15 protein-coding genes are annotated in these 25,204 nt (G+C 72.3%); 12 read left to right on the top strand and 3 right to left on the bottom strand.

Annotated features, from left to right (window positions below; translation table 11 throughout):
• The first annotated feature begins 554 nt into the window (after positions 1–554).
• Both L6E12_RS01585 and L6E12_RS01580 read left to right on the top strand, forming a co-directional pair.
• Positions 555–1,877: an acyltransferase domain-containing protein gene (locus tag L6E12_RS01585; protein ID WP_236226063.1), complete on the top strand. Its 1,323-nt coding sequence runs from the start codon at positions 555–557 to the stop codon at positions 1,875–1,877.
• A complete protein-coding gene (locus tag L6E12_RS01580; RefSeq protein WP_236226062.1) occupies positions 1,874–7,414 on the top strand; it encodes an SDR family oxidoreductase in 5,541 nt (1,846 codons plus the stop codon). Before L6E12_RS01585 ends, L6E12_RS01580 begins: the two co-directional genes overlap by 4 nt.
• A 38-nt stretch (positions 7,415–7,452) precedes the next feature.
• On the opposite strand, the gene L6E12_RS01575 is transcribed toward L6E12_RS01580, so the two are convergent.
• Positions 7,453–9,093 carry an NAD-dependent malic enzyme gene (locus tag L6E12_RS01575; protein WP_236226061.1) on the bottom strand — a complete coding sequence of 547 codons (1,641 nt, stop codon included), beginning with the start codon at positions 9,091–9,093 and terminating at the stop codon, positions 7,453–7,455.
• A gap of 1,052 nt (positions 9,094–10,145) precedes the next feature.
• Complete coding sequence (locus tag L6E12_RS01570; RefSeq protein WP_236226060.1) at positions 10,146–10,790, bottom strand: TetR/AcrR family transcriptional regulator; 645 nt, start codon at positions 10,788–10,790, stop codon at positions 10,146–10,148.
• Between the two features lie 139 nt (positions 10,791–10,929).
• Here L6E12_RS01570 and L6E12_RS01565 point away from each other — a divergent pair, with 139 nt between their 5' ends.
• Positions 10,930–13,140 (top strand): CocE/NonD family hydrolase, encoded by a 2,211-nt coding sequence (locus L6E12_RS01565; RefSeq protein ID WP_236226059.1) that lies wholly within the window; start codon positions 10,930–10,932, stop codon positions 13,138–13,140.
• Positions 13,141–13,213: 73 nt separating this feature from the next.
• Here L6E12_RS01565 and L6E12_RS01560 read toward each other — a convergent pair whose 3' ends face one another.
• The gene (locus L6E12_RS01560; protein WP_236226058.1) at positions 13,214–13,948 is read right to left on the bottom strand and encodes a zf-HC2 domain-containing protein; all 735 of its coding nucleotides are present in this window, start codon (positions 13,946–13,948) and stop codon (positions 13,214–13,216) included.
• Between the two features lie 71 nt (positions 13,949–14,019).
• On the opposite strand from L6E12_RS01560, the gene L6E12_RS01555 reads away from it, so the two are divergent.
• The 9 genes from L6E12_RS01555 to L6E12_RS01515 all read left to right on the top strand — a co-directional run bounded on the left by L6E12_RS01555 (position 14,020) and on the right by L6E12_RS01515 (position 25,162).
• On the top strand, positions 14,020–14,592 hold the full coding sequence (locus L6E12_RS01555; protein WP_236226057.1) for a sigma-70 family RNA polymerase sigma factor: 573 nt from the start codon (positions 14,020–14,022) through the stop codon (positions 14,590–14,592).
• Between the two features lie 223 nt (positions 14,593–14,815).
• A complete protein-coding gene (locus L6E12_RS01550) occupies positions 14,816–15,856 on the top strand; it encodes a beta-ketoacyl-ACP synthase 3 (protein WP_236226056.1) in 1,041 nt (346 codons plus the stop codon).
• Positions 15,857–15,876: 20 nt separating this feature from the next.
• Complete coding sequence (locus L6E12_RS01545) at positions 15,877–16,113, top strand: acyl carrier protein (RefSeq protein WP_236226055.1); 237 nt, start codon at positions 15,877–15,879, stop codon at positions 16,111–16,113.
• A gap of 15 nt (positions 16,114–16,128) precedes the next feature.
• A complete protein-coding gene (locus tag L6E12_RS01540) occupies positions 16,129–16,992 on the top strand; it encodes a TauD/TfdA family dioxygenase (RefSeq protein ID WP_236226054.1) in 864 nt (287 codons plus the stop codon).
• On the top strand, positions 16,989–17,513 hold the full coding sequence (locus tag L6E12_RS01535) for an FcoT family thioesterase (RefSeq protein WP_236226053.1): 525 nt from the start codon (positions 16,989–16,991) through the stop codon (positions 17,511–17,513). The genes L6E12_RS01540 and L6E12_RS01535 overlap by 4 nt, the downstream gene beginning before the upstream one ends.
• A 4-nt stretch (positions 17,514–17,517) precedes the next feature.
• Positions 17,518–19,092: a long-chain-fatty-acid--CoA ligase gene (locus L6E12_RS01530; protein WP_236226052.1), complete on the top strand. Its 1,575-nt coding sequence runs from the start codon at positions 17,518–17,520 to the stop codon at positions 19,090–19,092.
• A 25-nt stretch (positions 19,093–19,117) separates the two neighbouring features.
• A complete protein-coding gene (locus L6E12_RS01525) occupies positions 19,118–19,360 on the top strand; it encodes a phosphopantetheine-binding protein (RefSeq protein WP_236226051.1) in 243 nt (80 codons plus the stop codon).
• Positions 19,353–23,702 (top strand): SDR family oxidoreductase, encoded by a 4,350-nt coding sequence (locus tag L6E12_RS01520; protein WP_236226050.1) that lies wholly within the window; start codon positions 19,353–19,355, stop codon positions 23,700–23,702. The genes L6E12_RS01525 and L6E12_RS01520 overlap by 8 nt, the downstream gene beginning before the upstream one ends.
• Entirely contained in the window at positions 23,699–25,162 is a 1,464-nt protein-coding gene (locus L6E12_RS01515; protein WP_236226049.1) for an MFS transporter, read from the top strand. The genes L6E12_RS01520 and L6E12_RS01515 overlap by 4 nt, the downstream gene beginning before the upstream one ends.
• The last annotated feature ends 42 nt before the right edge of the window (positions 25,163–25,204 follow it).

Raw genomic sequence — 25,204 nt, 5'->3', positions numbered from 1 at the left:
TCACGGACGCATCCCGCCGCCGCCGTGGACAACCACAAGGCCCCGTTCGGCGGTCGGTGATCTGCGTCATGCCCCTGTGGCCCACACGAGCTGCCCGTCCGCCTTCCGGTGAGGACTTCCCTACGCCATCACCGCTGGTGGGCGGGCACATCCGCACAGTCATCGCCGCGGGCGCCCGGTCCCGGCGGTGGAGCTGCGGACTTCCGCAGTTCGGTCGGTGCGGGGCTGATTAGCCTCGTCTGCGTCCTGGTCGAAGGATGATCACACCTCCGAGGAGCGGCCGACGGCGGGCGACTGGCGCAGCGGTGCGCTCAGCCGTTCTGCTGGGCGGTGCGATCGAGCGGACCAAGCGATCTCCCGACTCCGCCCGGAGTCGGCCCTGACCTTCGCCGGTGCTTTGGGCCCCGGTTCCCCGTTCCACCGTGAGGATCATCATCGTGTCTTGCTCACCGTCCGCAGAGCCGGTCTTCCTGTTCCCGGGGCAGGGTGGTTACCTGCCCGGTTGCCTTTCGCGTGTGTGCGCCGGGGGTCCACTGCCGACCGTCGTCGGTGAAGTGGACGCGATATCGCTCCGGTACGGCGGTCCCGAGATCTCCGCGCTGCTGGAGAGGACGGACGCGCCCGCGTTGGACACGCTGCTCGCCGGCGACGTCCCCGCCTTGAGCCTGGCCATCTTCGCCACGGAGCTGGCGGTCCTGGACCTGTCCCGTGAACTCGCGGGCATCACACCGGGCCTCGTGGTCGGCCACAGCTTCGGCGAGTTCGCGGCGTTGACCGCCGCGGGAGCGCTCGAGGTGGCGGACGGGGCCCGGCTCGTGATCGCGCGGGACCGCGCGCTGCGCGCCGCGCACGGCACCGAGGGGGGAATGGTCGCGTTGCGCGTCGGTCGGCAGCGCGGGAGCGCCGTCGTCGGGTCCCTGGCTGACCGCGCCCTGGTGGTCGCGGCCCACAACGGGTACGACCAGGTCGTGGTCTCCGGCCCACACGAGTCGCTGGACCGGCTGAGGGCGGTGGCGAACCTGCTCGGGATCGAGGCGACGCGCCTGCGTGTCCCGTACCCGTTCCACAACCGGCTGCTGACAGAGGCGAACCGGTTGTTCGAGGCGGAGGTGGACGGGGTCCGGGTACGCGCTCCGCGGGTGCCGATGTATTCGCCGGTGCTGGGCCGTTATGTCGAAACCGAGCAGGACAGCCGCGAGATCCTGACCAGCCACCTCGTGCGCGAGGTCGGCTTCTTGTCCGCCGTGGTGGCGGTACGGGGTGACGGGTTCACCCGCTTCCTCGAGTGCGGCGCCCGCGCCGCCCTGACCGACCTCGTGGACGCGACCCTGCCCGGGGTGCGGACCGCGGCGCCGTTGCGGCAGCGCCGGACACTCGATGAACTGCGGAGCGCACTCGCCGCGTTCTCCGGCGAGGGGGCCGGAACGGACGCACCGGCGGTCGAGCGGGTCGGACCGGACGCATCGCCGTTCGAGCGGGTCGGACCGGACGCATCGGCGGTCGAGCAGGCGGGGTCGGACGTGCCCGCGGTCGAGCGGGCCGAGCCTGTCCCGGTCCCCGCTGCCCCCGTCCGCACGACGGCACCCGAGCCCGCCGAACCTTCGCCGCCCGGGGATGCGGCCGTTCCCGGCCTCGTGGACGAGCTGCGCACCCTCTACGCCTCCGCGATCGGGTACCCGGAGGAAGTGTTCGAAGCCGACGTCGAACTGGAGGCGGACCTGGGTATCGACTCCATCCGGCAGACCGAGCTGCTCCAGCGGGCCCGCCGGAAGTACGACCTCCCCGAGGCCGACCACATCCGGATCACCGACTACACCACCCTGGAGTCGATCGCGGGCCTGCTCACCGAGCTCGGAGCCGGGCGGGTGAGCGCGTGAACAGTCCACGTGCCGGTGCCTTCACCGACCGGATCTGCCTGGTCACGGGAGGTTCGAAGGGGCAGGGCCGGGCCATCGCGCGCGAACTGGCCCGTGGTGGGGGCCACGTGATCGTGAACTGGTTCCACGACCTGGACGCCGCGCGGCAGACCGTTGCGGACATCCTCGCGGAGGGTGGTTCCGCGGAGCACCTGCGGGCGAGCGTGGCCAAGCAGGACGCGGTCGAGGAGATGTTCGCCGAAGTCGGGCGCAGGCACGGCAGGCTCGACGTGCTGGTCAACAATGCGGCGCGCGGGGTGTTCGAGCCCGGTCACGTGCTCACCGATCGCGACTGGGAGCGGGCGATCGACACGAACGTGCACGGTCCCCGCCGTTGTTGCCGTGCCGCGTTCCCGCTCATGCGGGAGCGCGGCGGGGCCATCGTGAACCTGGGTTCGATCGGCACCAGTGTTGTCATCGACAACTACAGCTGCGTGGCGGTGTGCAAGGGCGCGCTCGAGCAGTTGACGAAGTACCTCGCCGTGGAGTTCGGTCCGCACGGCATCCGGGTGAACATGGCCTCCGCGGGAATGCTGGTCAGCAAGACGGTGGAGTTGTTCCCCCGCAGTGGGGAGGTCCTGGAAGCGACGGTCGCGGGCACCCCGCTCGGCAGGCTGGGCACGGTCGAGGAGCACGCGAAGCTGGTGGCCTTCCTCGCCTCGCCGGACGCGTCGTGGATGACGGGGGAGAACGTCGTCAACGACGGCGGGATCCGGCTGGGTGGCGCGCTGATCCGAGCCGGGGGCACGTGGGGTGACGCCGCTCGGCCGCCCGCGGGTGTCGTCGAGCCCAGCGCGTCGGGTGCACCGGGTGCGCTGGCCCACGGCACCGCCGCACGCACCCCTGATCACGCGGACGACGAGGGTGCCATCGCCGTTGTCGGGATGGGGCTGGTCGTTCCCGGCGCGGAGTCACCCGAGCAGTTCTGGGAGCTGCTGCGAACCGGCGCACCCGCGTTCACCGAACCGGGGGACCGGTATCCGCAGGACACCTTCTGGGCCGCCGATCCGGGCAGCCGCGACCGCACCTACGCGCGCACCGCGGGATTCGTCCGGATGGGGTGGCACGAGGACGTCGCCCCCGACGCCAGCCTGTCGTCGTCCTGGCTGCGCCACGCCCTCGACCAGGCGCTGCCGGACGGGCCCCTGCCCCGCTCCTCGCTGTTCATCGGTGCCTGCTCCGACGGTGACCAGCACTTCGAGCAGGCCATGGTGGTCGAGGGGTACGCCCGCATGCTCGCCGAGAACTGGCCTTCGCCGACGGGCCCGGACGCGGAACGGCTGCGCTCCCTGCTGCGGGAGCGCTACCGGCTGGCAGCGGGCAACCCGGAGGACCACTTGCCGGATGGGGTGGTTCGCAGCGCCGTGCGCGGCCTGCTGCCGGACACAACACCCGTCACGATCGTGGACACCGCGTGCTCCTCCTCCCTCTACGCCATCGACCTGGGCGTGGCCGCTCTCCAGGAGGGCAGCACCGACCTGGCGCTGTGCGGGGGCTACTTCATGGTCACGCCGCGGTTCAACGTGCTGTTCGGCAAGCTCGGCGGGCTCAGCCACCGGGGAGCGGTCAACGCGTTCGACGGTTCCGCGGACGGCACGCTCTTCTCCGACGGTGCGGCGGTGGTGGCGCTTCGACGGCTGGGTGACGCCCGGCGCGCGGGCCAGCACGTGCTCGGGGTGCTGGCGGGGTTCGGCGCCGCGGCCGACGGCCGGGGCAAGGCCATCGCCGCCCCCAACCGCCGCGGGCAGGAACTGGCGATCGCACGCGCCGGGCACGGGCAGCAGCGCGCCCCGATCTGGGTGGTCGGGCACGGCACCGGCACCCGGGCGGGCGACGAGGTCGAGCTCGCCGCGCTGGACCGGTCGGCGGCGGGCAGGCAGGTGCTGTGCACCAGCAACAAGTCGCTGATCGGGCACACGGGTTGGGCGGCGGGTGCGGTGTCGGTGATCCACGCGCTGCTGGGCCTGCGCCACGGTGTGGTCCCCGCCCAGCGGCCACGGCCCGGTGCGGCGGTGACCGCGGAGCACGTCACCGTCCCCGCGCAGGAGGTGCCGCTGCCCCCCGGACCGCGCCTGGTCGGCGTCTCCGGGTTCGGGTTCGGTGGGACCAACGGGCACCTGCTGATCGGTGATGAGCCCCGCCCGGGCGAGCCCGCGCCCGCCGCGCGCCCGCCCGCGGAGGACGATCGGATCGTCCTGGTCGCGTGGAGCGCCCACCTGCCTGGTGCGCCGTCCTCGGCCGAAGTCGCGGCGCGTCTCGGCGATGGACGTGCGCCCGCCGCCGACGCGGGCTTCCCGGTGCCCTACCCGGCGCCGGATTGGCAGGTCAGCAGGCTGCCCGCCGCGGTGTCGGATGCGATCGACCGCACCCAGTTGATGGCGTTGGACGTGACCGAGCGGTTCCGGGCCGAACACGGGCAACTGTGGGAGGGCCGCGAGGAGACCACCGGCGTCATCGCCGCGCACTACGGACCGACCCTGTCCTGGTACCAGTCGGCGCTGCGCTGCTACGCCGACGACCTGCTCGCCGTGGCGCCGGGTGAGCTCGACGCCCGCGAGTTCACCGAGGCCGCGCGAGCCGTCGGCCGCGCGGTGCGGGCGGGAACCGCGGCGTCCACCCCGGACACCCAGCCCGGTCTGATGGGCAACGTCATCGCCTCGCGCATCGCCAACCGCCACAATCTCAACGGTGCGGTGCAGCTCGCCGACGCGGGGCCCGCCGCCACCGCGCACGCGGTCCAGACCGCGGTGCGCCACCTCCGGAGCGGAGCACTGGACCTCGCGCTCGTGCTCAGCCTCAACGGCAACAGCACCGATGAACTGCGCACCCTGCTCGGTCGTGGTCCCCTCGGCGAAGGTGCCTTCCTGTTCGCCCTGGCACGCGAGAGCACCGCGGCGGCGGCCGGGTGGCCGGTGCTCTGCCGGCTCTCGGTCGTCACCGGCGGCGGCGAAGCCCGAGCCGGGCGGCCACTGGACTACCTCGGCGCCAACGGTGCGTGCGACCTCATCGGCGAGCTCGCCAGGCTGGGGGACACGCCCCACGTGATCGCTGCCGGTGCCTCGGCGCCCGGGATCGTGCTGACACCGCACCCGGCCACCCGGCCCGCGCCGCGCAACGAGCGCTACGTCTGCTCCTACGTCGAAGAACCGGCCCCCGACGCGGAGTGGACCGGCGTCCCCGGGCCGGATTGGCTCGTCATCGTCCAGCCCGGGTGCGGGGAGTCGGTGCCCACGCAGGTTCACGAGTCCGGCGCGCGCGTCCACGTACTGGACAAGACCACACCGATCGAAGCCCAGTTCCCCGACGCCGCAACGGGTGCGGGCCGGTTCAGCCACGTCCGCCTCTTCGCCTCCACCGGTGGGGCGGCACCCGGGGAGACCGTTTCGGAGGGGACTCTCCGCGCGCATGAAGCGCTGTTCCTCGCGGCGAAGTCCTGCCGCGACCGGATCGACGCCGGTGGCTCGCTCGGGGTGCATGTCGTCGACGACCTGCGCAGCGGTGTCCCGCACCCCGCCACCGGTCTGTTCACCGGCATCGTCAGCAGCCTCGCCTGGGACCTCCGCCAAGCGCGGCTGGCCGTGGTCATCAGCTCGCAGGCCGACGGCTGGGCGACCCTGAACCGGGAACTGGCCGGGTACCGCGGCTACCCGGCGGTGCTGCACCACGACGGTGTCCGGTTGCGCACCAAGCTCGTGCCCGCCCCGCTCGACCTGCGCTCGAACGTGTCCCCGCTGCGGCCGGGATCGGTGGTCGTGGTCACCGGCGGCGCGCGGGGGATCACCGCGGCCTGCGCCAAGGAACTCGCGTCCCGGACGCCGCTGCGGCTGTGGCTGCTGGGATCGTCTCGGTTGCGGGACGTGCCGGAGGACCTGCTGGAAGCCGAGGACGACCAGCTCGCGGCCCTGCGGGCGGACTTCCTCAAGGCCGAGCGCGCCCGCACCCCCGGTGCCCCGGTCCGGGAGGTCATGGCCCGGTTCGACCGCCTGCTCAACGCCCGCGAATCGCACCGGAACCTGCGGGAACTGCGTGCGCTCTGCGGTGACGGGGCAGTCGACTACCTCACCTGCGACCTGACCGACGCCGAGGCGGTCCGCTCGACCGTCGACCGGATCCGGGAGGTCACCCCCCAGGTCGACCTGCTCGTGCACGGCGCGGGCTTGCACAACGGCGGTGACATCTCACGGCTGTCCGTCGACGGGTTGCGGCGCATCCGCGCAGTCAAGGTGGAGGGCTACCGCAACCTCAAGGACGCGTTCGGTGCCGCCCAGCCCGCCCAGTGGTGCAACTTCGGCTCGGTGGCAGGCCTGGTGGGGTTGCCCGGCGAGACCGATTACGCGCCCGGCAACGACTTCCTCCACGGGGCGGCCCGCCACGCGGCGCTGGTCCGCGGCGCGGACGAGCGCACGCTGGTCTGGCCGATCTGGGCGGAAGTCGGCATGGGCGGTTCGGAGCTGATGCAGGGCAACAACGAGCGGGCGGGGATCATGGCTCCGCTGGCCCCGGCCGAGGGCGTCCGGCACCTGGCCGCCGAGCTGGGCACGCCCTCGGTCGCCCAGCCGCTGGTGGCGTTCCTCAACGCGAAGGAGCGCAAGACGTTCGGCGAGCAGTTCCCCGGCTTCGTGCACCCGGTGCCGGAACGCACCCGGTGGATGCTCGGGGTCCCGCACCGCATCACGCGGGACTCCGCGCAGTGGCTGCTGGACCTCGGCGAGCGCACCGCGGGCTTCCTGGTCGACCACACGGTGAACGGCAAGCCGACCATGCACGGCACCGGACTGGCCACCATCGCCGCCGAAGCGGCGACCGCGGTGGCACCCGGTTTGCCCGTCCGCGCCCTGGAGGACCTGCGGTTCTCGGCGTTCGTCGCGCCGAAAGCCGGGCCGGGCAACCCCTACCGCGTGACGGCGCGGCTGGACGGCGCGGATCGCGTGCACGTCCGGATCACCAGCGACGTCGTGGACCGGCGTGGCCGGGTGCTCCGCGCCGATCGGGAGCACTTCGCGTGCCACGTGGTGCTGGGCGCTCTCCCGGCCCCACCACCGGCCAGGGACGTCGTCACCGACCGGCCGTCCGAGGACCCGTACTACCGCGACGACAGCGCGGTGGTCCTGCGCGGGGTCTACCGCGCGAGCACCGACGGCCGGGAAGGCCCCGGCGGCACGAGTTCCCGCTGGGTGCTGGTCCCGCCCGCCACCGAAGCCGACCGCGCACTCCTGGAGAACCCACCGGTCCCCACGGTGATGCTGGACGCCCTGGCCCGGACCCGGTTGCTGCGCACCGACGGCAACGGCGTCCACCTGGTCGCGGTACCCCGCTCCATCGCCCGCGTCGAGTTCTTCACGGCGGGCAGCGACGCGGGGGTGAGCAAGTCGAACCCGGACGGCATCCGGCTCGTCCACGTCGACGACGCGAACGTCGAGGAGGCGGTGAACTCCGACGGCCGCGTCCTCATCCGCATCTCCGGTTGCGAGACGTTCGACGTCGGCGACACGAGCTGAGCGCGATCGCCCCGGAGGGACAGGTGGCTATCGCGCGCCTACTCGTAGGCGGGTTGCCACATGGCGTCTTGGACGGCTTGGACGAGGTTGTCGTGCTTGCGGGTGGCCACGCCGTCGTCGACTGCGGCTTTGCACACGGCGACGGCGACGGTGGCCGAGGAGGCGCGCAGGTTCGCCACGTCCGGCAGCAGCGAGGCGCCGGGGGCCGTGACGTCGACCTGCCCGGCGACGGCATGGGCTGCGGCCAGGAGCATGCCGTCGGTGACGTGCTCGGCCCCGGAGACGATGGTGCCCAGCCCGAGGCCCGGGTAGAGCAGGGCATTGTTGGCCTGCCCGATGGTGTGGGTGGTGCCTTCGTAGGTCACCGGCGGCACGGGGATGCCCACGGCCATCAGCGCCTTGCCCTCGGACCACGGGATGGCCTGCTCGGGCATGACCTCGATGCGCGAGGTCGGGTTGGACAGCGGTAGCAGGATCGGCCGTTCCACCCCGGCGGCGAGCGCCTCGACGACGTCTCGGGTGAAGGCGCCGTGCGCGGTGGAGGTGCCGATCAGGATCGTCGGCCTGACCTGCTTGACGACCTCGAGCAGGTCGATCTTCCCGTCGGAGCGCGCCCATTTCCCGACCTCGGCAGCGCGGCGGGCGTATGCCTGCTGGTAGCCGGGCAGGTCGGGCATGTCGTCGGTGACCAGACCATCCTTGTCGACCAACCACACCTGGGACTTCGCCTGCGCCTCGCCTGCGCCGGTGCGCACCATCGCCGCTGAGATCTGGTCGGCCATGCCGGTGCCTGCGGTGCCCGCCCCGAAGACGACCAGCCGCTGGTCGGCGAAGGTGCCGCCAGTGATCTTCAGCGCCGAGATCACCGCGGCCACGACGATCGCACCGGTGCCCTGCATGTCGTCGTTGAAGATCCGGAAGTCCTTGGCGTTGTCGACCAGGATCCGCCGTGCGTTGGAGGGGCCGAAGTCCTCGAAGTGCAGCAGCGCATGGGGGAACAGCTCGGCGACCGTGGACAGGTAAGTGGCGATGAAGTCGTCGTAGTCCTTGCCGCGCACGCGGGCGTGGCGGTTGCCCAGGTAGGCCGAGTCGTTGAGGAGGGCTTCGTTGTCGGTGCCGACATCGAGGTTGACCGGGATCACCCGGTCGGGGTGGATGCCTGCGGCGGCGGTGTAGACGGCGAGCTTGCCCACGGAGATATCGGTGCCGTTGACCCCCCAGTCACCGATCCCGAGGATCTCCTCCGCGTCGGAGGCCACGATCAGGTCCACGTCGTCCGGGCCCAACCCCAAGTTCTCGAACGAGGCGCGCACGTCACCGGGGCGGTCGATGGACAGGTACACCGCTCGGGAGCGGCGGTAGTCGTGACTCCACTGCTCGATCGCGTCACCGATGGTGGGGTCGTACACCACTGGCAGCAGCTCGGCCAGGTGGTCGGACAGGACCTTGAAGTACAGCGTCTCGTTGCGGTCGCGCAGGGCGTACAAGTAGATGTACTTGGCCAAATCGGTGGGCTGTTGGTTCAGCTGCGCGTAAGCGCGGGCGGCCTGCTGGTCCAGCGTCTCCACCGCCGAAGGCAGCATGCCCACCAGTCCCAGTCGGTGACGTTCGTCCACCGTGAAGGCAGTGCCGCGGTTGCGCAACGGGTCGTTCAGGATCTCCGGGACCATGCTCGGCATTCCTCCGTCTCCTCGGACCTGTGCACGGCGTTCGCTGGTAGATCGCCCAGAACTCTGAACGAACGTACCTGGCCATGCCGGATCCCGCCTGCCGGCCGATCTCGCCGATGTCACCGGCCTGACCGGCGCGTTCACCGACGCGCTGCGCTCGGCGCAACTGGCCTGCGACAACGCCACGGATCAGTGCGTGGTCTCCGGCACGGAGTCCGACCTCGCCGCGATCGTCGCCCGACGCGGGCATCGCGTCAGACCGGTGCCCCCGGCCACCATGTTCCACAACGCGGTGCTTGCCGACGTCGCCCGACACTACCGCGACCCGATCACGTCCATCCACATCGGACCCCCGTCGACCCCCGTCCTGTCTCCCACGCTCGGCAGGTGCTACCGAGGGGCCGATGAATTGCGCGAGGCCGTTGTCCACCACCTCATCCGACCCACGGGCTTCCGGCAGGCGCTCCAGGCCCTGCACTCCGCAGGAGTGCGGACGTTCCTGGAAACCGGCCCCGAAACATCCTCACCGCGCTCACAAAAGCCACCCTGCCGCAGGTACACGCCGCCCCCGCTCTGCCCAGAGCGATGTCGGTGGAACACATCGAACTCACCATCAGTCGACTGGCGGCCCGAGCCACCCCCACCACGGCACCGCAGAACGCGCCTCACAAGCTCTCGCACCGGGGGCGGTGACGACCGAGTGGTCGAAAGAGGCGTCATCGAACACCACCGGTCGGACACGGACAATCAACCGTCGGTTGTGTGAGACCGGGACATCGATGGTCATCCTCGGGTTGATGATCAGCGGACGCCGGGTGCTCGAGGTCGACATCGTCCTGGGCCCACTCCGGATCACCGGCCGCACCCCAACGCCGACCCGGTGGTCCCGGTGCCGCATCTGTCGGACGGGTTGTGGGAGCGGATCGAACGCCGCCACCCCCGCAGGCGTGTTCGGGGGCTTCGACGCGCAGCGGGGCGCGGAGGCGCCATGGGGCAGGGGCCGGTGCGGCGCGTGGATCAGGCCGCTGGTGTGCGCGGCGGCACGGACCGCGTGGCCTCGGTCAGGTGGTGCGCCCGTGGGCAGCGGGCTCGGCCGGGGTCAGCACCGCCTGGATGCCGGGCGCGACGAGTCCGACGATCGTGTCCCGGTCCGCTGCGGCGAGCGTCGGCACCGTCACGACCCGCCTGGCGACGACAACACCGACCAGCATCGCCGACACCAGCGCCACCCGCAGGCCCACCTGGGGGTCGTGCCGGTCGGTGGATTCGGTTCCCCGGCGGACCCGTGCCTCGATGAAGTCGCGCAACTGCCCGGCCGCCTGCTCGCTGGAGATCGCGCTGCGCAACATGGCCAGCAGCGGCTCGGCGTCCTGCGGGGAGCCCTCCCACACGTCGAGGTAGGCCCGTACCACGCGTTCCCCGACGCCCTGGTGCGGGCCGCCGAACGCGTCGGCGATGCGGTGCAGCGTCGCCGGGGTGATCGACATGACCGCGGCGAAGAGCTCGTCCTTGGACCGGAAGAACTGCATCACCAGGGCGGCGTTGACGCCCGCGTCCGCGGCGATGCCCCGGATCGTGGCCGCGGTGTACCCCTCGCGGGCGAAGCGGGCGCGCGCCGCGTCGAGGATCGCCTGCCGGGTCCCGCTCGGGCCGGGTCGTCGCCCGCGCCGCGCGGGCGGGTGGTCGTCCACCGGATCTGACGTCATCCGATCAGAATAGCCACCCCCCGGATGTAAACAGGCGTTGATATTTTTCGCTCCCGCTTGTACGGTCGGATGTGTCCGATTGCGACCGTCGGGCGGCGCTGCGGCCGACGCCCACCACCAGCGGGGAAGAGGTATGCCCATGACGTGCACCGGTGTCCTGGCGGGCCCCATCGCAGGCCTGAGGTACGAGACCCGCGGCCACCGCGGGCTGACCAACGACCGCGGCGAGTTCCGGTACGAGGACGGTGACCGGGTCGCGTTCCTGCTCGGCGACACCGCGATCGGCACGGTCCGGGCCGCACCGCGGGTGCACCTGGCCCAGATCCTGAGCCGGGTCGACGGCAACACCGACAAGCTCCTCGACCCCGGCGTGACCAACCTCGCCCGGCTGCTGTTCAGCCTCGACCGGGCAGGCGTGCGCGACGGCGGGACCGACATCGCCCCCGAGGTGCACGACATCATCGGCGACCGCCCGCTGAACCTGCGCACCGACACCGCGTTCGGCGCCGCCGCGGCCGAGCTCGAACCCGACCCGGTGGCCGCGTTCACCCGCGACCCCGCCGTGGCCGAACTGCTGGCCGAACTGGACAGCGCCGGTGTGTTCACCGATCGGACGCCGCGGCGGCTGTGCACCCCGGCGAACGCCCGCAACGAACTGCGCCGCAACGCCGCGGGCATCCTGCGCTTCCGCGACGTGGTGATCCCGTTGGACAACGGGCAGCACGTGTTCGCCGACGTGTTCCGCCCGGCCGCGGCGGGCACCTACCCGGTGGTCATGAACTGCGGCCCCTACGGGAAGGCGTTCTTCCACCACTCCATCTGCGACGACGACGACCTCGAGGCGCACGAGGAGCTGGAGGAGAGCTACTTCCTCGGCAACCCGGGGGGCCAGTTGTTCGAGAACCACGAGACCGTCGACACCGCGGTGTGGGTGCCCGACGGCTACGCCGTGGTCCGGGTGGACGGCCCGGGCACCGGTCGCAGCCCGGGAACGCAGGCGACCTGGGGGATCAGCACCGCGGAAGCCTTCCGCGACGCGATCGAGTGGGCCGCCGAGCAGCCGTGGTGCAACGGCGCGGTCGGGCTGTGGGGCATGTCCTACTACGCCGTCGCGCAGCACGCCGTGGCCGCCCTGCACCCACCGCACCTCAAGGCGATGATCGCGATCGGGACCGACGTCGACCTCTACGACGAGGTCGCCTACAACGGCGGCATCCGCAACGAGCAGTTCTTCGACGTCTGGTACCGCTGGGCCATCCTCCCGCCGATCTGCGGCGAACCCGACAGCATCGACTTCATCGAGGTCATGAAGCGCAGCCCGTTCCGCGACTCCGACCCCGCGGCGATCTTCGGCCCGCGCGCCGAGGTCTTCCTGAGCCCCGACCTGACCGGTGTGGACGTGCCGCTGTGGGCTGTTGCGGTCACGACCCACCAGAGCCACTTCCACCAGCTCGGCAGCAGCGAGGCGTACCTGCGCACCCCGACACCGCACAAGAAGCTCGACTTCTGGGAGGACTGGTTCACCAAGTCCTACGCCGCCGACACCGTCGCCGAGCACAAGGCGTTCTTCGACCACTGGCTCAAGGGCGTCGACAACGGGATCATGGACACCCCGCCGGTGCGCCTGGAGATCCGCGTCGGCAACGGCGCCTCCTACCTGCAGACCGAGCACGAGTGGCCGATCGCCCGCACGACCTACCGCCGGTGGTACCTCGACGCCGCCGCCTCGGGGAACGGGGCGCTGGTGGACACCCCGCCCGCGGGTGAGCGGATCGCGGCCTACTCCGCCGACGTCGCGACGGCCGACCCGCGCACCACGGGCATCTCGTTCGTCAGCGAACCGCAGGCCGAGGACCTGGTGCTCGCCGGGTACGGCAGGGTCGGGCTGTGGGTGTCGGCCACCAGCCACGACATGGACATCTACGTCTCCGTCCGCGTCCTGGACGAACACGGCCGCGAGGTCGACTACACCGGGCCCACCACGATGGGTTTCGCCGAACGGGTCCACCCGGTCATGAAGGGCTGGTTGAAGGTCTCGCACCGGGCGCTCGACCACGCCCGCAGCACCGAGTACGCGCCCAAGCACACCCACCTGCGCGCCGATCACGCCCCCCTCGTCCCCGGCGAGGTCGTGCCCGTCGAGATCGAGCTGATCCCGAGCACCGCGCTCGTGCGCAAGGGACACCGCATCCGCGTCGACATCCAACCCCACGACGGCGTGGCCCACGGCATGCGCCACGAGTACGACGCGGGCTACCACGCGGGAGCGACCAACACGGTCCACACGGGACCGGAACACATCGGTTACCTGCAACTGCCCGTCGTGCCCGACCGGGCGAGCGCGGGTTGAGCAGGGCAGCACTGTGGAACCGACTCGTCATCCGCAGTGAATCCACCCGGCGACCCCTGGCCCTCGGAAGCGATCACGCCGCGCGGTGCTCGGCGACCGGCACCAAGTGCTTGCGCCTCGACTGCGCCGTCGAGCCGGGCGGCACCTCTTCCTGGTCGAGCCATTCCGACGCCACCGCGCGCTCGACCGATCCCCGGGCGTTCCGGTCGCCCGGTCCCGGAGCGGCGGTGCGCCCCACGACGACCACGAGCGCCAGCCCGGCCACGAGCAGCCCGTGCCCGAGGACCCGCGACCACGGGACGACGCCCGCGACGAGGTCCACTGTGGAGTAGGCGGTCAGCGCGAGCACGAACCCGCTGAGCAGGGGGGCCAGCCCACCGGCGGCGCGGGGGCGCAGCGCCGCCCAGCCCAGGCCGATCCCGATGGCCAGGTTCCACGCCGTGCTCTCGTTGGACAGGTGGTCCGCGAGGCCGCCGGGGGCGTGGGCCGCACCGTGGGCGGTGTCGACACCGAGGACCTGCCCCATGGCCAGTGCCAACTGCGCGACCGCGACGACACCCAGGAGCAGCCGGGGCCACCAGTCGCGGCTCGGCTCCGGCTCCGGCTCCGGCGCGGCGTCGAGGATGACGTCGGCCAGGTCCGGTGATCGCGGGGCGACGCGCACCCGCAGCGGGCGCGTCATCGCCGCGGCGCGCGCGTACCACTCCCCGCACGCCGGGCACGCGCCCAGGTGCGCGTCGGTGGCGGTCGGGGCGATCAGCTCGGTCTCGCCGTCCAGGCGCGCCGACAGGGCTTCGCGGTAGCTCAAGCAGTCCACATGGTGAAGGTCGCCCGGTTGGCCCCGGAAGTTCCCGCGATCGTGGGTTAGGCTCCCGCCTCGTGGTCGGCAGCAGCGAGGACGACGAGGTCACCCGGTGGGCGTTGGCCGCGGGTGCGGGCGACCGGCGCGCGCTGGAGGCGTTCGTGCGCGCCACCCAGCGCGAGGTGTGGCGCTTCGTGGCGCACCTCGCCGACGTCGGCGCGGCCGACGACCTCACGCAGGAGACCTACCTGAGGGCGTTGCCGAGCCTGCCCAGGTTCGCCGCCCGGTCCTCCGCCCGGACCTGGCTGTTGTCGATCGCCCGTCGCGTCGTCGTCGACAGCATCCGCTCGGCGAGCGCCCGACCCCGCCACAGCTCCTCCGTCGACTGGGCGACCGCCGCGGAGGCCAGGCAAGCGCAGGGGTACTCCACGTCGGTGGGCTTCGAAGACCTCGTCGTGGTGAACCAGCTCCTCGACGCCCTGGACCCCGATCGGCGCGCGGCCATCGTGCTCACCCAGATCCTCGGGCTGACCTACGCCGAGGCCGCGGAGGTCACCGGTGTCCCGGTGGGCACGGTCCGCTCTCGCGTCGCCCGTGCCCGTGACGACCTGGCGCACAGCGAGGACAACCGGTCCACGGGGACCGAGTAGCCGGGGACTCGGGCGCCGAAGGGGGCGGACCGCAGGTCCTGGCACCGTGCCGCAGTCGTTCGACGGTTCGGCCAGTAGGCCCCTCCGATGCCCGTCAGGTGGACCGCGGAGTCGGCGGCGCACCACTCGAAGCCCCCACCGCCTGGGGTGTCCTGCGTCATAGCCCGGTGGAATTGTTCGAGTTGCGGGGAACCGCGGCGCGTGGTTGCCCGACTTGTAGGACATGCAGGGTGCAGTTCCCGCGGGTGCCGCGGGACAGGGGCGACGAGTGGCCGTGGTGGCGGGGATCGGTGGGCACACACCGTCCACTGTGGTCACAAACGCCGCGTTGAGCCTGCGGTTCGACACGTCCGACGAGTGGATCCGCAGCCGTACGGGGATCGGCGCCAGGCACGTCGCCGAGCCGGGCGAAGCGACCTCCGACCTCGCGGTGCGCGCCGGGGCGGCAGCGTTGAGGTCGGCCGCCCCGAGGTCGGGTGGCGACGGGGTGGACCTGCTCCTCCTGGCCACGTCCACCCCGGACCACCCGTGCCCGGCGACCGCGCCCGCCGTGGCCACCCGGCTGGGCCTGTCCGTACCCGCTCTGGACGTCAACGCGGTGTGCTCCGGCTTCGTGTACGGGCTGGCCGTGGCCGACGGCCTGATCGCGGGCGGCGTGGCCGAGCGGGTGCTGCTCATCGGCGCGGACACGTTCTCCACCATCCTCGACCCCGACGACCGCAGCGCCGCGGCGCTCTTCGGCGACGGCGCGGGCGCGGTGGTGCTGCGCGCGGGCCACGTGGGCGAACCCGGTGCTGTGCAGGCGTTCGACCTGGGCAGTGACGGAGACCTCGCGGACCTCGTCATGGTCCGCGAGGGCGGTTCCCGCCACCCCGGGCGCGACCCCGGCGCCGAGCGGTCGGACCGCTTCTTCGCCATGCGCGGACAAGCCGTCTACCGGCACGCGGTCGCCCGGATGACCGAGTCGGCGCGGTCGGTCCTCGACCGCGTCGGCTGGGCGCCGGGTGAGGTCGACAGGTTCGTTGCGCACCAGGCGAACGCCAGGATCCTGGCGACCGTCGGGACCGAATTGGGCGTCCCGGCGGACCGCGTCTACGCGAACCTCGGCGCCGTCGGCAACACCGTGGCGGCCTCCATCCCACTCGCCCTCGCGCACGCCGCGGAAGCGGGGGAGCTCCACGGCGGTGACCGGGTCCTGCTGTCCGCCTTCGGCGGGGGCGCGACGTGGGGCGCCGCCGCCTTGACGTGGCCCGAACTGTTCTGAGGTGACGAGGAGTGCACACGGTGGACCACGAGCAGGTACGCGCCATGGTGGAGCGGTTCATCCGCGAACTCGACCCCGGCGCGGCGCCGGAGCTGGACCCGGGGGCGACCTTCGACGACCTCGGCGTCGATTCGCTGAGCCTGGTCGACCTGTTGTTCAAGCTGGAACGCACCTTCGACGTGTCCATCCCGGACGAGGCGCTGCCGGGGATCACGACTGTCGGGGACCTGGTGGACTACGTCGCTTCCGCGTCCTGAGAAGGGGATACCGCCATGCGATTATCGCAACAGCAGGGGATCGGCGTCGTCGTCGAGGACTTCGACTCCGCCTCCGACGACGACGTGCGCGCCCTCAAGCAGACCGTCTACCGCGAGAAGATAGTCGTGTTGAAGGACCAGGACCTCGACCCGAGGGGTTTCCTGGCCCTGGGTGAGCGGTTCGGCGCGGTGGAGAAGTACTACGAGCCGATCTACCACCACCCCGAGGTCCCCGAGGTGTTCGTCTCCTCCAACGTGGGTGAGGGCGAGAAGCGCATCGGGGTGCCCAAGACCGGGAAGTTCTGGCACTCGGACTACCAGTTCATGCCCCGGCCGTTCGACCTCACCCTGATCCACCCGCAGGTCGTGCCGAGCAGGAACCGCGGCACGTTCTTCATCGACCTGTGCCGCGCCTACGAGAACCTCGGCGAGGAGCTCAAGGTCGCGGTCGAGGGCACCACCGCGACCCACAGCGTGCGCCGCTACTTCAAGATCCGCCCCAGCGACGTCTACCGACCGATCTCCGAGGTCCTCGAAGAGGTCGACGCCAAGACCCCGCCGGTGAGCCTGCCGACCGCGCACACCCACCGCCACACCGGCGAGACGATCCTCTACCTCAGCGAGGGGTTCACCCAGGGGATCACCGACGAGCGGGGCCGGGACCGACCGGAGCTGCTGCGCGAACTGCTGGCCGCGACCGGGCAGCTCGACCAGACCTTCGAGCACCCCGCGATCCACCTGCAGACCTTCGACAGGGGCGACATGCTGATCTGGGACAACCGCAGCCTGGTGCACCGGGCCCTGCACACGGCGGCGTCCGAGCCCGCGGTGTCGTTCCGGGTCACGGTGTACGACGACGAGATCGGCCCGCGTTCGTGAGCGCGGTCCTCCCGCCGGTACTCGACAGCGATCGGGAGCTCCTGGCACGGGTGTTGGACTGCTACAAACCGCACTGCCGGTACCTGGCCTCGTTTGCGGTGTCGCAGGAGGAGGGCGTCCTGCGCGGGGCGGGGGTCCTGGAGATCCCGGAGTCCTGCTACATCGACGACACCGGGCACCTCAATTCCGTCGAGGTGAACATCTGCTACAACCAGATGCTCTACCAGGTGATCGCCACCGCGGTCCGCGACGGCATCGGCCCGGTGTTCGACACCTGGACGATGGCGGACTTCTGGCGCAGGCGGCTGCCCGACGTCCTCATCACCCGGTTCAGCAGCGTCTTCCGCCGCCCGATCGACCCGCGGTCGTTCCACGGGGAGTTCGCGCTGGACAGCGTCCGGCAACGCAGGCTGCGGCCCGACGCCGACCCGCTGGTGTCGTTGGAGACCTCGTTCCGCTGCTGGGACGAGGCCGGTGGCGCGTGCTCCGGCACCGCCCAGGTCACGATCGTCGGGAGCTGAACGGATGACAACCACGCAGGACGCACTGCACCACCCCGAACTGGACACCGTCTGGGCGGTCCCCGGCTTCCACGCCGAGCGCACACCCGACGTGCCCGCAATCGTCTGCGCCGGGGTGACACTGGACTACGCGGCACTGCACCGGGAGAGCAACCGGGTCGCGCACGCGCTGCGCGCCGACGGCATCGGGGTCGGCGACCGGGTGGCCTACCTCGGGCAGGAGTCGGTGCACTACTACGCCACCGTCTTCGCCTGCGCCAAGCTCGGTGCCGTCCTGGTGCCGATCAACTTCCGGCTGACCGCCGCCGAGGTCGACCACATCCTGCGCGACTCCGGCAGCCGCGCGCTCGTCGTCGACGCCGACCTGCGCGGGGTGGTCGACCACGTCGCGGCCGAACTGCCCGGTCTGCTCGTGCGCGGCGCCGGCCCGGCGGACTTCGCCGAGTGGACCGCGGCGCAGCCGGATTCGGACCTGGTCCCCGGCACCGGCGGCGACGACCCCGTCGTGCAGCTCTACACCAGCGGGACCACCGGGCTGCCCAAGGGCGTGGTGCTCGCCCACCGCAGCTTCTTCGCCGTCCGCGACGCGCTCGCCGATGCCGGTGAGCGGTGGATCGACTGGCAGGCGGGCGACCGCAGCCTCATCGGGATCCCCGGCTTCCACGTCGGCGGGGTGTGGTGGTCGGTGCAGGGCTTCTCGGCGGGCATCACGAACGTGGCGATGCCCCGCTTCGACAGCGCGGGCGCGCTGCGGCTGATCGCCGAACTGGGGGTGACCACGGCGTGCGTGGTGCCCTCGATGCTGCGCCTGCTGCTCGGCGAACCCGGTGCGGACGCGGCGGCGTTCAGGTCGCTGCGCAAGGTCGTCTACGGCGGGTCGCCGATCTCCGAGGCCCTGCTGCAGGAGGCGCTGCCGGTCTTCGACTGCGACTTCGCCCAGATCTACGGCCTCACCGAGACCGGCAACACCGCCGTCTGCCTCCCACCGGCCGACCACGTCCCGGGCAGCCCGCGGCTGCGCGCGGCGGGCAGGCCCTACCCCGGGCTCGGGGTCAAGGTCGTCGACGACTCCGGCGAGCCGCTGCCCGCGGGCGAGGTCGGCGAGGTCTGCCTGCGCACGCCCGCGCGGATGCTGGAGTACTGGGGCCTGCCAGGAGCCACCGCCGACACCCTGGTCGACGGGTGGCTGCACACCGGCGACGCCGGGTACCTCGACGACGACGGGTACGTGTTCATCTCCGACCGGATCAAGGACATGATCATCGTCGGCGGGGAGAACATCTACCCGACCGAGATCGAGAACGCCATCGCCGAGCACCCCGCGGTCGCCGACGTCGCGGTGATCGGCGTGCCGGACGACCGCTTCGGCGAGGCGGTCCACGCCTTCGTCGCGCTGCGCCAGGGCGCCACCGCGCGGGCCAGGGACCTGCTGCTGTTCTGCCGCGACCGGATCGCCGCGTTCAAGATCCCGTCGAAGTTCGAGTTCGTCGAACAGGTGCCGCGCAACCCCAGCGGCAAGGTCCTCCGGCGGGAGCTGCGCGACCGGTTCTGGGCCGACCGCGACCGCCAGGTCAACTGAACCCCGCCGAGACGAGGACTTCCCCGTGGACCCACGGTTCACCATCGACGTGTTGCGCGCGGACATCGCCGAGCAGCTCTACCTGGAGCCGGAAGAACTCTCCGAGACCGAGAACCTGTTCGACGAGGGCCTCGACTCGGTGCGGCTGTTGACGCTGGTCGAGCGCTGGCGCGAGTTCGGGGTCGAGACAACCTTCGCCGACCTCGCCGAGCAGCCGACGCTGCTGGCCTGGTGGGAACTGCTCTCCGAGCAGGCACCCGATGCCTGAGCCGGGCACGTGGTGGCCGCTGACAGCCGCGCAGCACGGGATCTGGACCGGCCAGCAACTCGACCCGCGCTCTCCCGCCTACAACACCGCCGAGTACGTCGAGATCCACGGCGGCATCCGGGTCGACGTGCTGGTCGCGGCGATCCGGCGGACGGTCGCGGAGACCGAGGCCCTCACGGTCCGCTTCGCCGAGCACGACGGCGTTCCCCGCCAGGTCGTCGACCCGCCGGACTGGGAGGTGTGGACGGCGGACCTGCGGGACGAACCGGACCCGCTGGGCGCGGCCGAGGGGTGGATGGCCGAGGACACCGCCCGCCCCGTCGACCTCGGCACCGATGTCCTGTTCGGGCACGCGGTGTTCCGGATCGGGGACGACCGGTTCCTCTGGTACCACCGCGTGCACCACATCCTGCTCGACGGCTACGGGCTGGCCCTGGTGGCCCGCCGGGTCGCCGAGGTCTACACCGCCCTCGCCCGGGATCGCGCCCCGGCTGAGCACGGGTTCGGCGCGCTGCGGTCGGTCGTCGACCACGACGCGGACTACGAGGGCTCCGCCCTGTGCGAGCGGGACCGGGACTTCTGGGTCGCCTACCAGGCCGACCGGCCCGACCCGGTGTCACTGGCCGGTCGCACGGCACCCCTGGCCAGGCACGTCACCCGCGAGTTCGCCGACCTCGACCGCCCGGTGGTCGACCTGCTGCACCGGGTGGCCACCGCGGCCAGGGCGACCTGGACCGACGTGCTCATCGCCGCCATCTCCGCCTACCTGCACCGGATGACCGGCGCCGAGCAGGTGTCGCTGGCGCTGCCGGTCATGCTGCGCACCGGGTCACCCGCCCTGCGCGTGCCCTGCATGGTCCTCAACGTGGTGCAACTGTGGAGCGATTTCGCCGACGACCCCAGTCTCGACGCCGTGACCGCGCAGGTGTCCGGGCACCTGCGGCGCGGGCGCAAGCACCACCGCTACCGCTACGAGCAACTGCGCCGCGACCTGAGGATGGTGGGCAGCGACCGCAAGCTCTTCGGCCCCTCGGCCAACATCATGCCCTTCGACTACGGCCTGACCTTCGACGGGCACCCCAGCGTGGTGCGCAACGTGTCGGCGGGCCTGGTCGAGGACTTGGCCGTCAACGTCTACGACCGCGCGGACGGCGCCGGGCTCCGAGTCGCCTTCGACGGCAACCCCAACCTTTACACCGGCGCCGACCTCGCCACCCACCTGCGCCGTTTCAGCACCTTCCTGCACCGCCTCCTGCGGGCCCCGGGGACACCCGTCGGCGAGGTGGACGTGCTCGTCGACGACGAGCGCCGCACGCTGCTGCACGACTGGAACGACACCGACCGGACCTGGCCGGAGAGCACCATCCCCGACTTGCTCTCCGAGTGCGCGGCCCGGCAGCCGAACACCACCGCCCTGGTCGCCTGGGACCGGGCAGGCCCCTGCACGCCGATCGACCACGCCACGCTCGGCGCACGGGTGAACCGGTTGGCGTGGCTGCTGCGCGGGCACGGGGTCGGGCCCGGCAGCGTCGTCATGCTGCTCCTGCCGCGCACCACCGACGCGGTGGTCGCCCTGTTCGCCGTCCTGCGCGCGGGCGCGGCCTACCTGCCCGCCGACCCCGACCACCCGCGGGCGCGGCTCGGCTTCCTCCTCGACGACGCCCGGCCGCACCTCGTGCTCACCACCGCGGCACTGGCCCCCGGTCTGCCGGGCACAGCGGTGCCCACGGTCGAACTGGACGCCCCCGAGACCGCGCGGGCGGTCGCCGCGCAGCCCGACAGCGCACCGGAGCACGGGATCGGCCCGGACGACCCGCTGTGCCTGATCCACACCTCCGGGTCGACCGGCAGGCCCAAGGGCGCGGTGCTGACCCACCGGAGCATGGTGAACCTGTTCCACCACCACCGCACGGAGATGATCGAACCGGAAACCGCCGCCGCGGGCCGCGACCGGCTCGCCGTCGCCCTCACCGCGTCGCTGTCGTTCGACACCTCGTGGGAAGGGCTGCTGTGGCTGCTCGCGGGCCACGAACTGCACTTCATCGACGACGACGTCCGCAGGGAGCCCGCCGAACTGCTGCGCCACGTGCGCGCCAACCGGATCGATTTCCTCGACATCACCCCCACCTACGCCGAGGAGCTGCTGGCCGCGGGCCTGCTCGACCCGGGCGAGCACCGCCCGGCGGTGCTCGCCCTCGGCGGTGAGGCCGCGGGTCCGGCGCTGTGGTCGGCGCTGCGGGCGGTCCCGGAGATCTCCGCGTACAACCTCTACGGCCCGACCGAGTGCACCGTGGACACGGTGTGGGCGCGGCTGCGCGACAGCGAGACCCCGATCATCGGCCGACCGGTCGCCAATGGGCGCTGCCACGTGCTGGACGGGGCTTCGCGCCTCCTGCCACCGGGAGCTGTCGGTGAACTGCACCTCGGCGGCGCCCCGGTGTCACGCGGGTACCACGACCGCCCCGGGTTGACCGCCGAGCGGTTCGTGCCGGACCCCTTCGGACCACCGGGCAGCACGCTCTACCGGACCGGTGACCTCGCCAGGTGGCGGTCCGACGGCACCCTCGAGTACCTGGGTCGCGCCGACGACCAGGTCAAGGTCCGCGGGTTCCGGATCGAACCGGGTGAGGTCGAGGCCACGCTGGGCGCCCACCCCGACCTGGCCCAAGTCGCCGTCGTCGTCCGGGCGGACCGGCTGGTGGCCTACGTCGTCCCCCTCCCGGGCGCGACGCCCCCGGACCAGGTCGCGCTGCGCCGCTTCGCCGCCGAACGCCTCCCGGACTACATGGTGCCCCCGGTGTACGTGTTGTTGGAGCGACTGCCGGTCAACACCAACGGCAAGCTCGACCGCGGTGCCCTGCCCGCGCCCCCCTCCGGGAGCCCGGGGGGTGGCCGGGCACCCGCCACCGAGCGGGAACGGGCGCTGTGCGGGCTGTTCGCCGACGCGCTGGGCGTCGCGGAGGTCGGGGTGGACGACGACTTCTTCGCCCTCGGTGGACACTCGCTGCTCGCGGCCAGGCTGCTCGCGGGGGTGCGGGCGGAATTCGGCGTCCGCCTGGGCATCCGCGACGTGTTCGACGCCCCGACCCCGGCCGCGCTCGGCACCAGGATGGACACCGTCGAACCGACCGCGACCCACCCGTGGGCGGGGATCGACCTGGCGACCGAGGTCGCACTCCCCGCCGCGGTCCGCCCCGCGCCTGCCTCCCGCGCAGGCCCACCCCGATCAGTCCTGCTCACCGGTGCCACCGGGTTCCTCGGCGCCTTCCTGCTGCGCGAACTGCTGGGCCGCACCGGGGCCAGGGTGCACTGCCTGGTCCGCGCGGACGACGAGCAGGCCGCGATCAACCGCGTCCGGCGGGCGCTGAACCGCCACGGGCTCGGCGAACACGACCTGGACCGCGTGGTCGCCGTGCCCGGCGACCTCGCCCGACCCGCACTCGGCCTGACGCCGGAGACCTTCCTGCGCCTGGCCGCCGAGGTCGACGTGGTGCTGCACAACGGCGCCAGGGTCAACCACCTGGAACCCTACGCCCGGCTGCGCGCGGCCAACGTGCGCGGCACCGCGGAGGTGCTGCGGCTGGCCTGCGCGCACCGGTCCGTGCCGGTCCACTTCGTGTCCACGTGCGACACGGCGGTGGCGGTCGACGGGAACCCGCCCGTGCTCGGCGAGGACCGCCGGGTACCAGCGGAGTCGTTGTCCGCCAACGGGTACGTGGGCAGCAAGTGGGTCGCCGAGGGGATGGTGCTCGCCGCGGGCGAGCGCGGCCTGCCGGTCTGCGTGCACCGCCCGAGCCGGATCGGCGGCCACAGCGCCACCGGAGCGGGGAGCACCGATGACGCCTTCTGGACCCTGGTCCGCGCCATGCTCGTCCTGGGCGCCGCTCCCGACGCGGACGAACCGCCCGGGTTCGTCGACATCGTGCCGGTCGACTGGGTCGCGGCCGTGGTCGTGCGCGTGCTGCTCGTCGGCCGGACCGGCCGCACCCACCACCTGACCAGCCCGCGCCCGCTCGCTGTCGCGACGGTCCTCGCCCGGCTGCGCGCCCGCGGGCACCGGTTGGAACCGCTGCCGGCGGCAGCGTGGGCGGCGCGCCTCGCCGAGGCCGCCGACGCCGCCGCCGACCGGGGCGACCACACCCTCGCCGTCGCGGCGACCCACACCCGCGGACCGGCCGGGGCGGCGGGCTCGGTGGTGTTCGGCAGGGACAACGCACTGGCCGTGTCGACCGGGGCGGACCTCCCGCCCGCCGAGGTGGACGACACCGTGCTCGACGCCTACCTCGACCACTTCACCGAAGTGGGCTTCTTCCCCGACCCAGCCGTGCGGAGCGCAGTATGACCACACAGACCCCCGGGACGTCGTCGTCCCCCCGTGCGACCGCCCGCGACTGGATCGGGCTCACCGCCGTGCTCGCCGCGACCTTCATGGGGCAGGTCGACGGGTTCATCGTCACCATCGCGGCACCGTCGGTGCAGCGCGACCTGCCCGCCGGGTTCGGCCAGGTCCAGCTCATCGGCGCGAGCTACGTGCTCGCCTGCGCGGCGGGGATGATCACCGGCGGCAGGCTCGGCGACCGCTACGGCAGGCGCCGGGTCTTCCTGCTGGGCGTGGCCGCGTTCACCCTCGCCTCGCTGGTCTGCGGGACGGCCCCCGACGCCGAGGTGCTGATCGCCGCCAGGTTCGCCCAGGGCCTGGCCGCGGCGGCGCTGGTACCGCAGGAACTGGCCCTCGTGCGGAGCACCTTCCTCGACGAGGCCCAGCGCGCGAAGGCGATCGGGGCCTACGGGGTCGTCCTCGGCCTCGGGGTGATCTTCGGGCTGGCGGGCGGCGGATTCCTCGTGCACCTCGACATCGCCGGCCTCGGCTGGCGGTCGGCCTTCCTGATCAACGTGCCGATCGGGGTGCTGATCCTGCTGCTCGGCCGCGCGGCGATCGCCGAGAGCCGCGCCCAGCACCGGCCGGGGCTCGACCTCCCCGGGGTGGCGCTGACCGCGGTCGCCCTCCCCGCGCTGCTGCTGCCGATCATCATGGGCCAGGAGGAGGGTGCGGCGTGGTGGCTGTGGCTGACCCCGGTCATCGCGGTCGCCGCGGTGCCTGCCCTGCTCGCCCGGCAACGCGCCATGGCGGCGGGTGGCGCGGCCCCGCTGTTCCCACCACGGGTGTTCAGGCCGCGCGGGACCCGGTTCGGGCTCATCGCGATCATGACCTTCTTCGGCGGCAACGCGGGCCTGTTCCTGGTGTTCACCTACTACGTGCAGACCGGTCTCGGCCGCGACCCGCTCGCGGCCGGGCTGATGTTCGTGCCGCTCGGCGTCGGGTTCGCCACCGGCTCCGCGGTCAGCGGCAGACTCCTGACCCGGTTCGGCCCGAAGCTGCCGGTGTACGGGTGCGGGTTGCTCGCCGCGGCCCTGCTGACCCACCTGGCCGTGGTGCAGGCGGCGCCGCAGAGCCAGACCGTGCTGCTCGGCGTGGTGATCGGCGCGGTCGGCCTGGTCGAGGGGTTGGTGGTCTCGCCACTGATCGCGAGCATCTTCACCCAGGTCGACCCGGACGACGCGGGCGCCCTCTCCGGGGCGGCGGCCACCGCCACCCAGTTCGGTCTCGCCACGGGTTTCGCCGCGGTCGGGAGCTTCTACCGGTTCGTGCTGGGTGCCACCCCGGGCACACCGCAGGCCCCGACGGCACTCACCGAACACGTGCGCGCCTACTGCAGCGCGATCGGGGTGCTCGTGGTGCTGGCCCTCCTCACCGGGCTGCTGTGCGCACGCGGGTCCTCCGCTCGAACACCCACCGGGTGAACACCCGGCCCCGCCGGGGAACTCCCGACCGGCCACATCCGA

The sequence above is a fragment of the Actinokineospora sp. PR83 genome (genome assembly GCF_021056305.1).
Classification (GTDB): domain Bacteria; phylum Actinomycetota; class Actinomycetes; order Mycobacteriales; family Pseudonocardiaceae; genus Actinokineospora; species Actinokineospora spheciospongiae.
The sequence above is the reverse complement of the archived record's forward strand: the minus strand, read 5'-3'. Positions and strand labels throughout refer to the sequence as shown.

Bases quoted from the DNA above. Each gene is read 5' to 3' on its own strand.
- L6E12_RS01575 (WP_236226061.1), bottom strand. From the start codon at position 9,093: ATGCCGAGCATGGTCCCGGAGATCCTGAACGACCCGTTGCGCAACCGC.
- L6E12_RS01570 (WP_236226060.1), bottom strand. From the start codon at position 10,790: ATGACGTCAGATCCGGTGGACGACCACCCGCCCGCGCGGCGCGGGCGA.
- L6E12_RS01565 (WP_236226059.1), top strand. From the start codon at position 10,930: ATGACGTGCACCGGTGTCCTGGCGGGCCCCATCGCAGGCCTGAGGTAC.
- L6E12_RS01550 (WP_236226056.1), top strand. From the start codon at position 14,816: ATGCAGGGTGCAGTTCCCGCGGGTGCCGCGGGACAGGGGCGACGAGTG.
- L6E12_RS01540 (WP_236226054.1), top strand. From the start codon at position 16,129: ATGCGATTATCGCAACAGCAGGGGATCGGCGTCGTCGTCGAGGACTTC.
- L6E12_RS01530 (WP_236226052.1), top strand. From the start codon at position 17,518: ATGACAACCACGCAGGACGCACTGCACCACCCCGAACTGGACACCGTC.
- L6E12_RS01520 (WP_236226050.1), top strand. From the start codon at position 19,353: ATGCCTGAGCCGGGCACGTGGTGGCCGCTGACAGCCGCGCAGCACGGG.
- L6E12_RS01515 (WP_236226049.1), top strand. From the start codon at position 23,699: ATGACCACACAGACCCCCGGGACGTCGTCGTCCCCCCGTGCGACCGCC.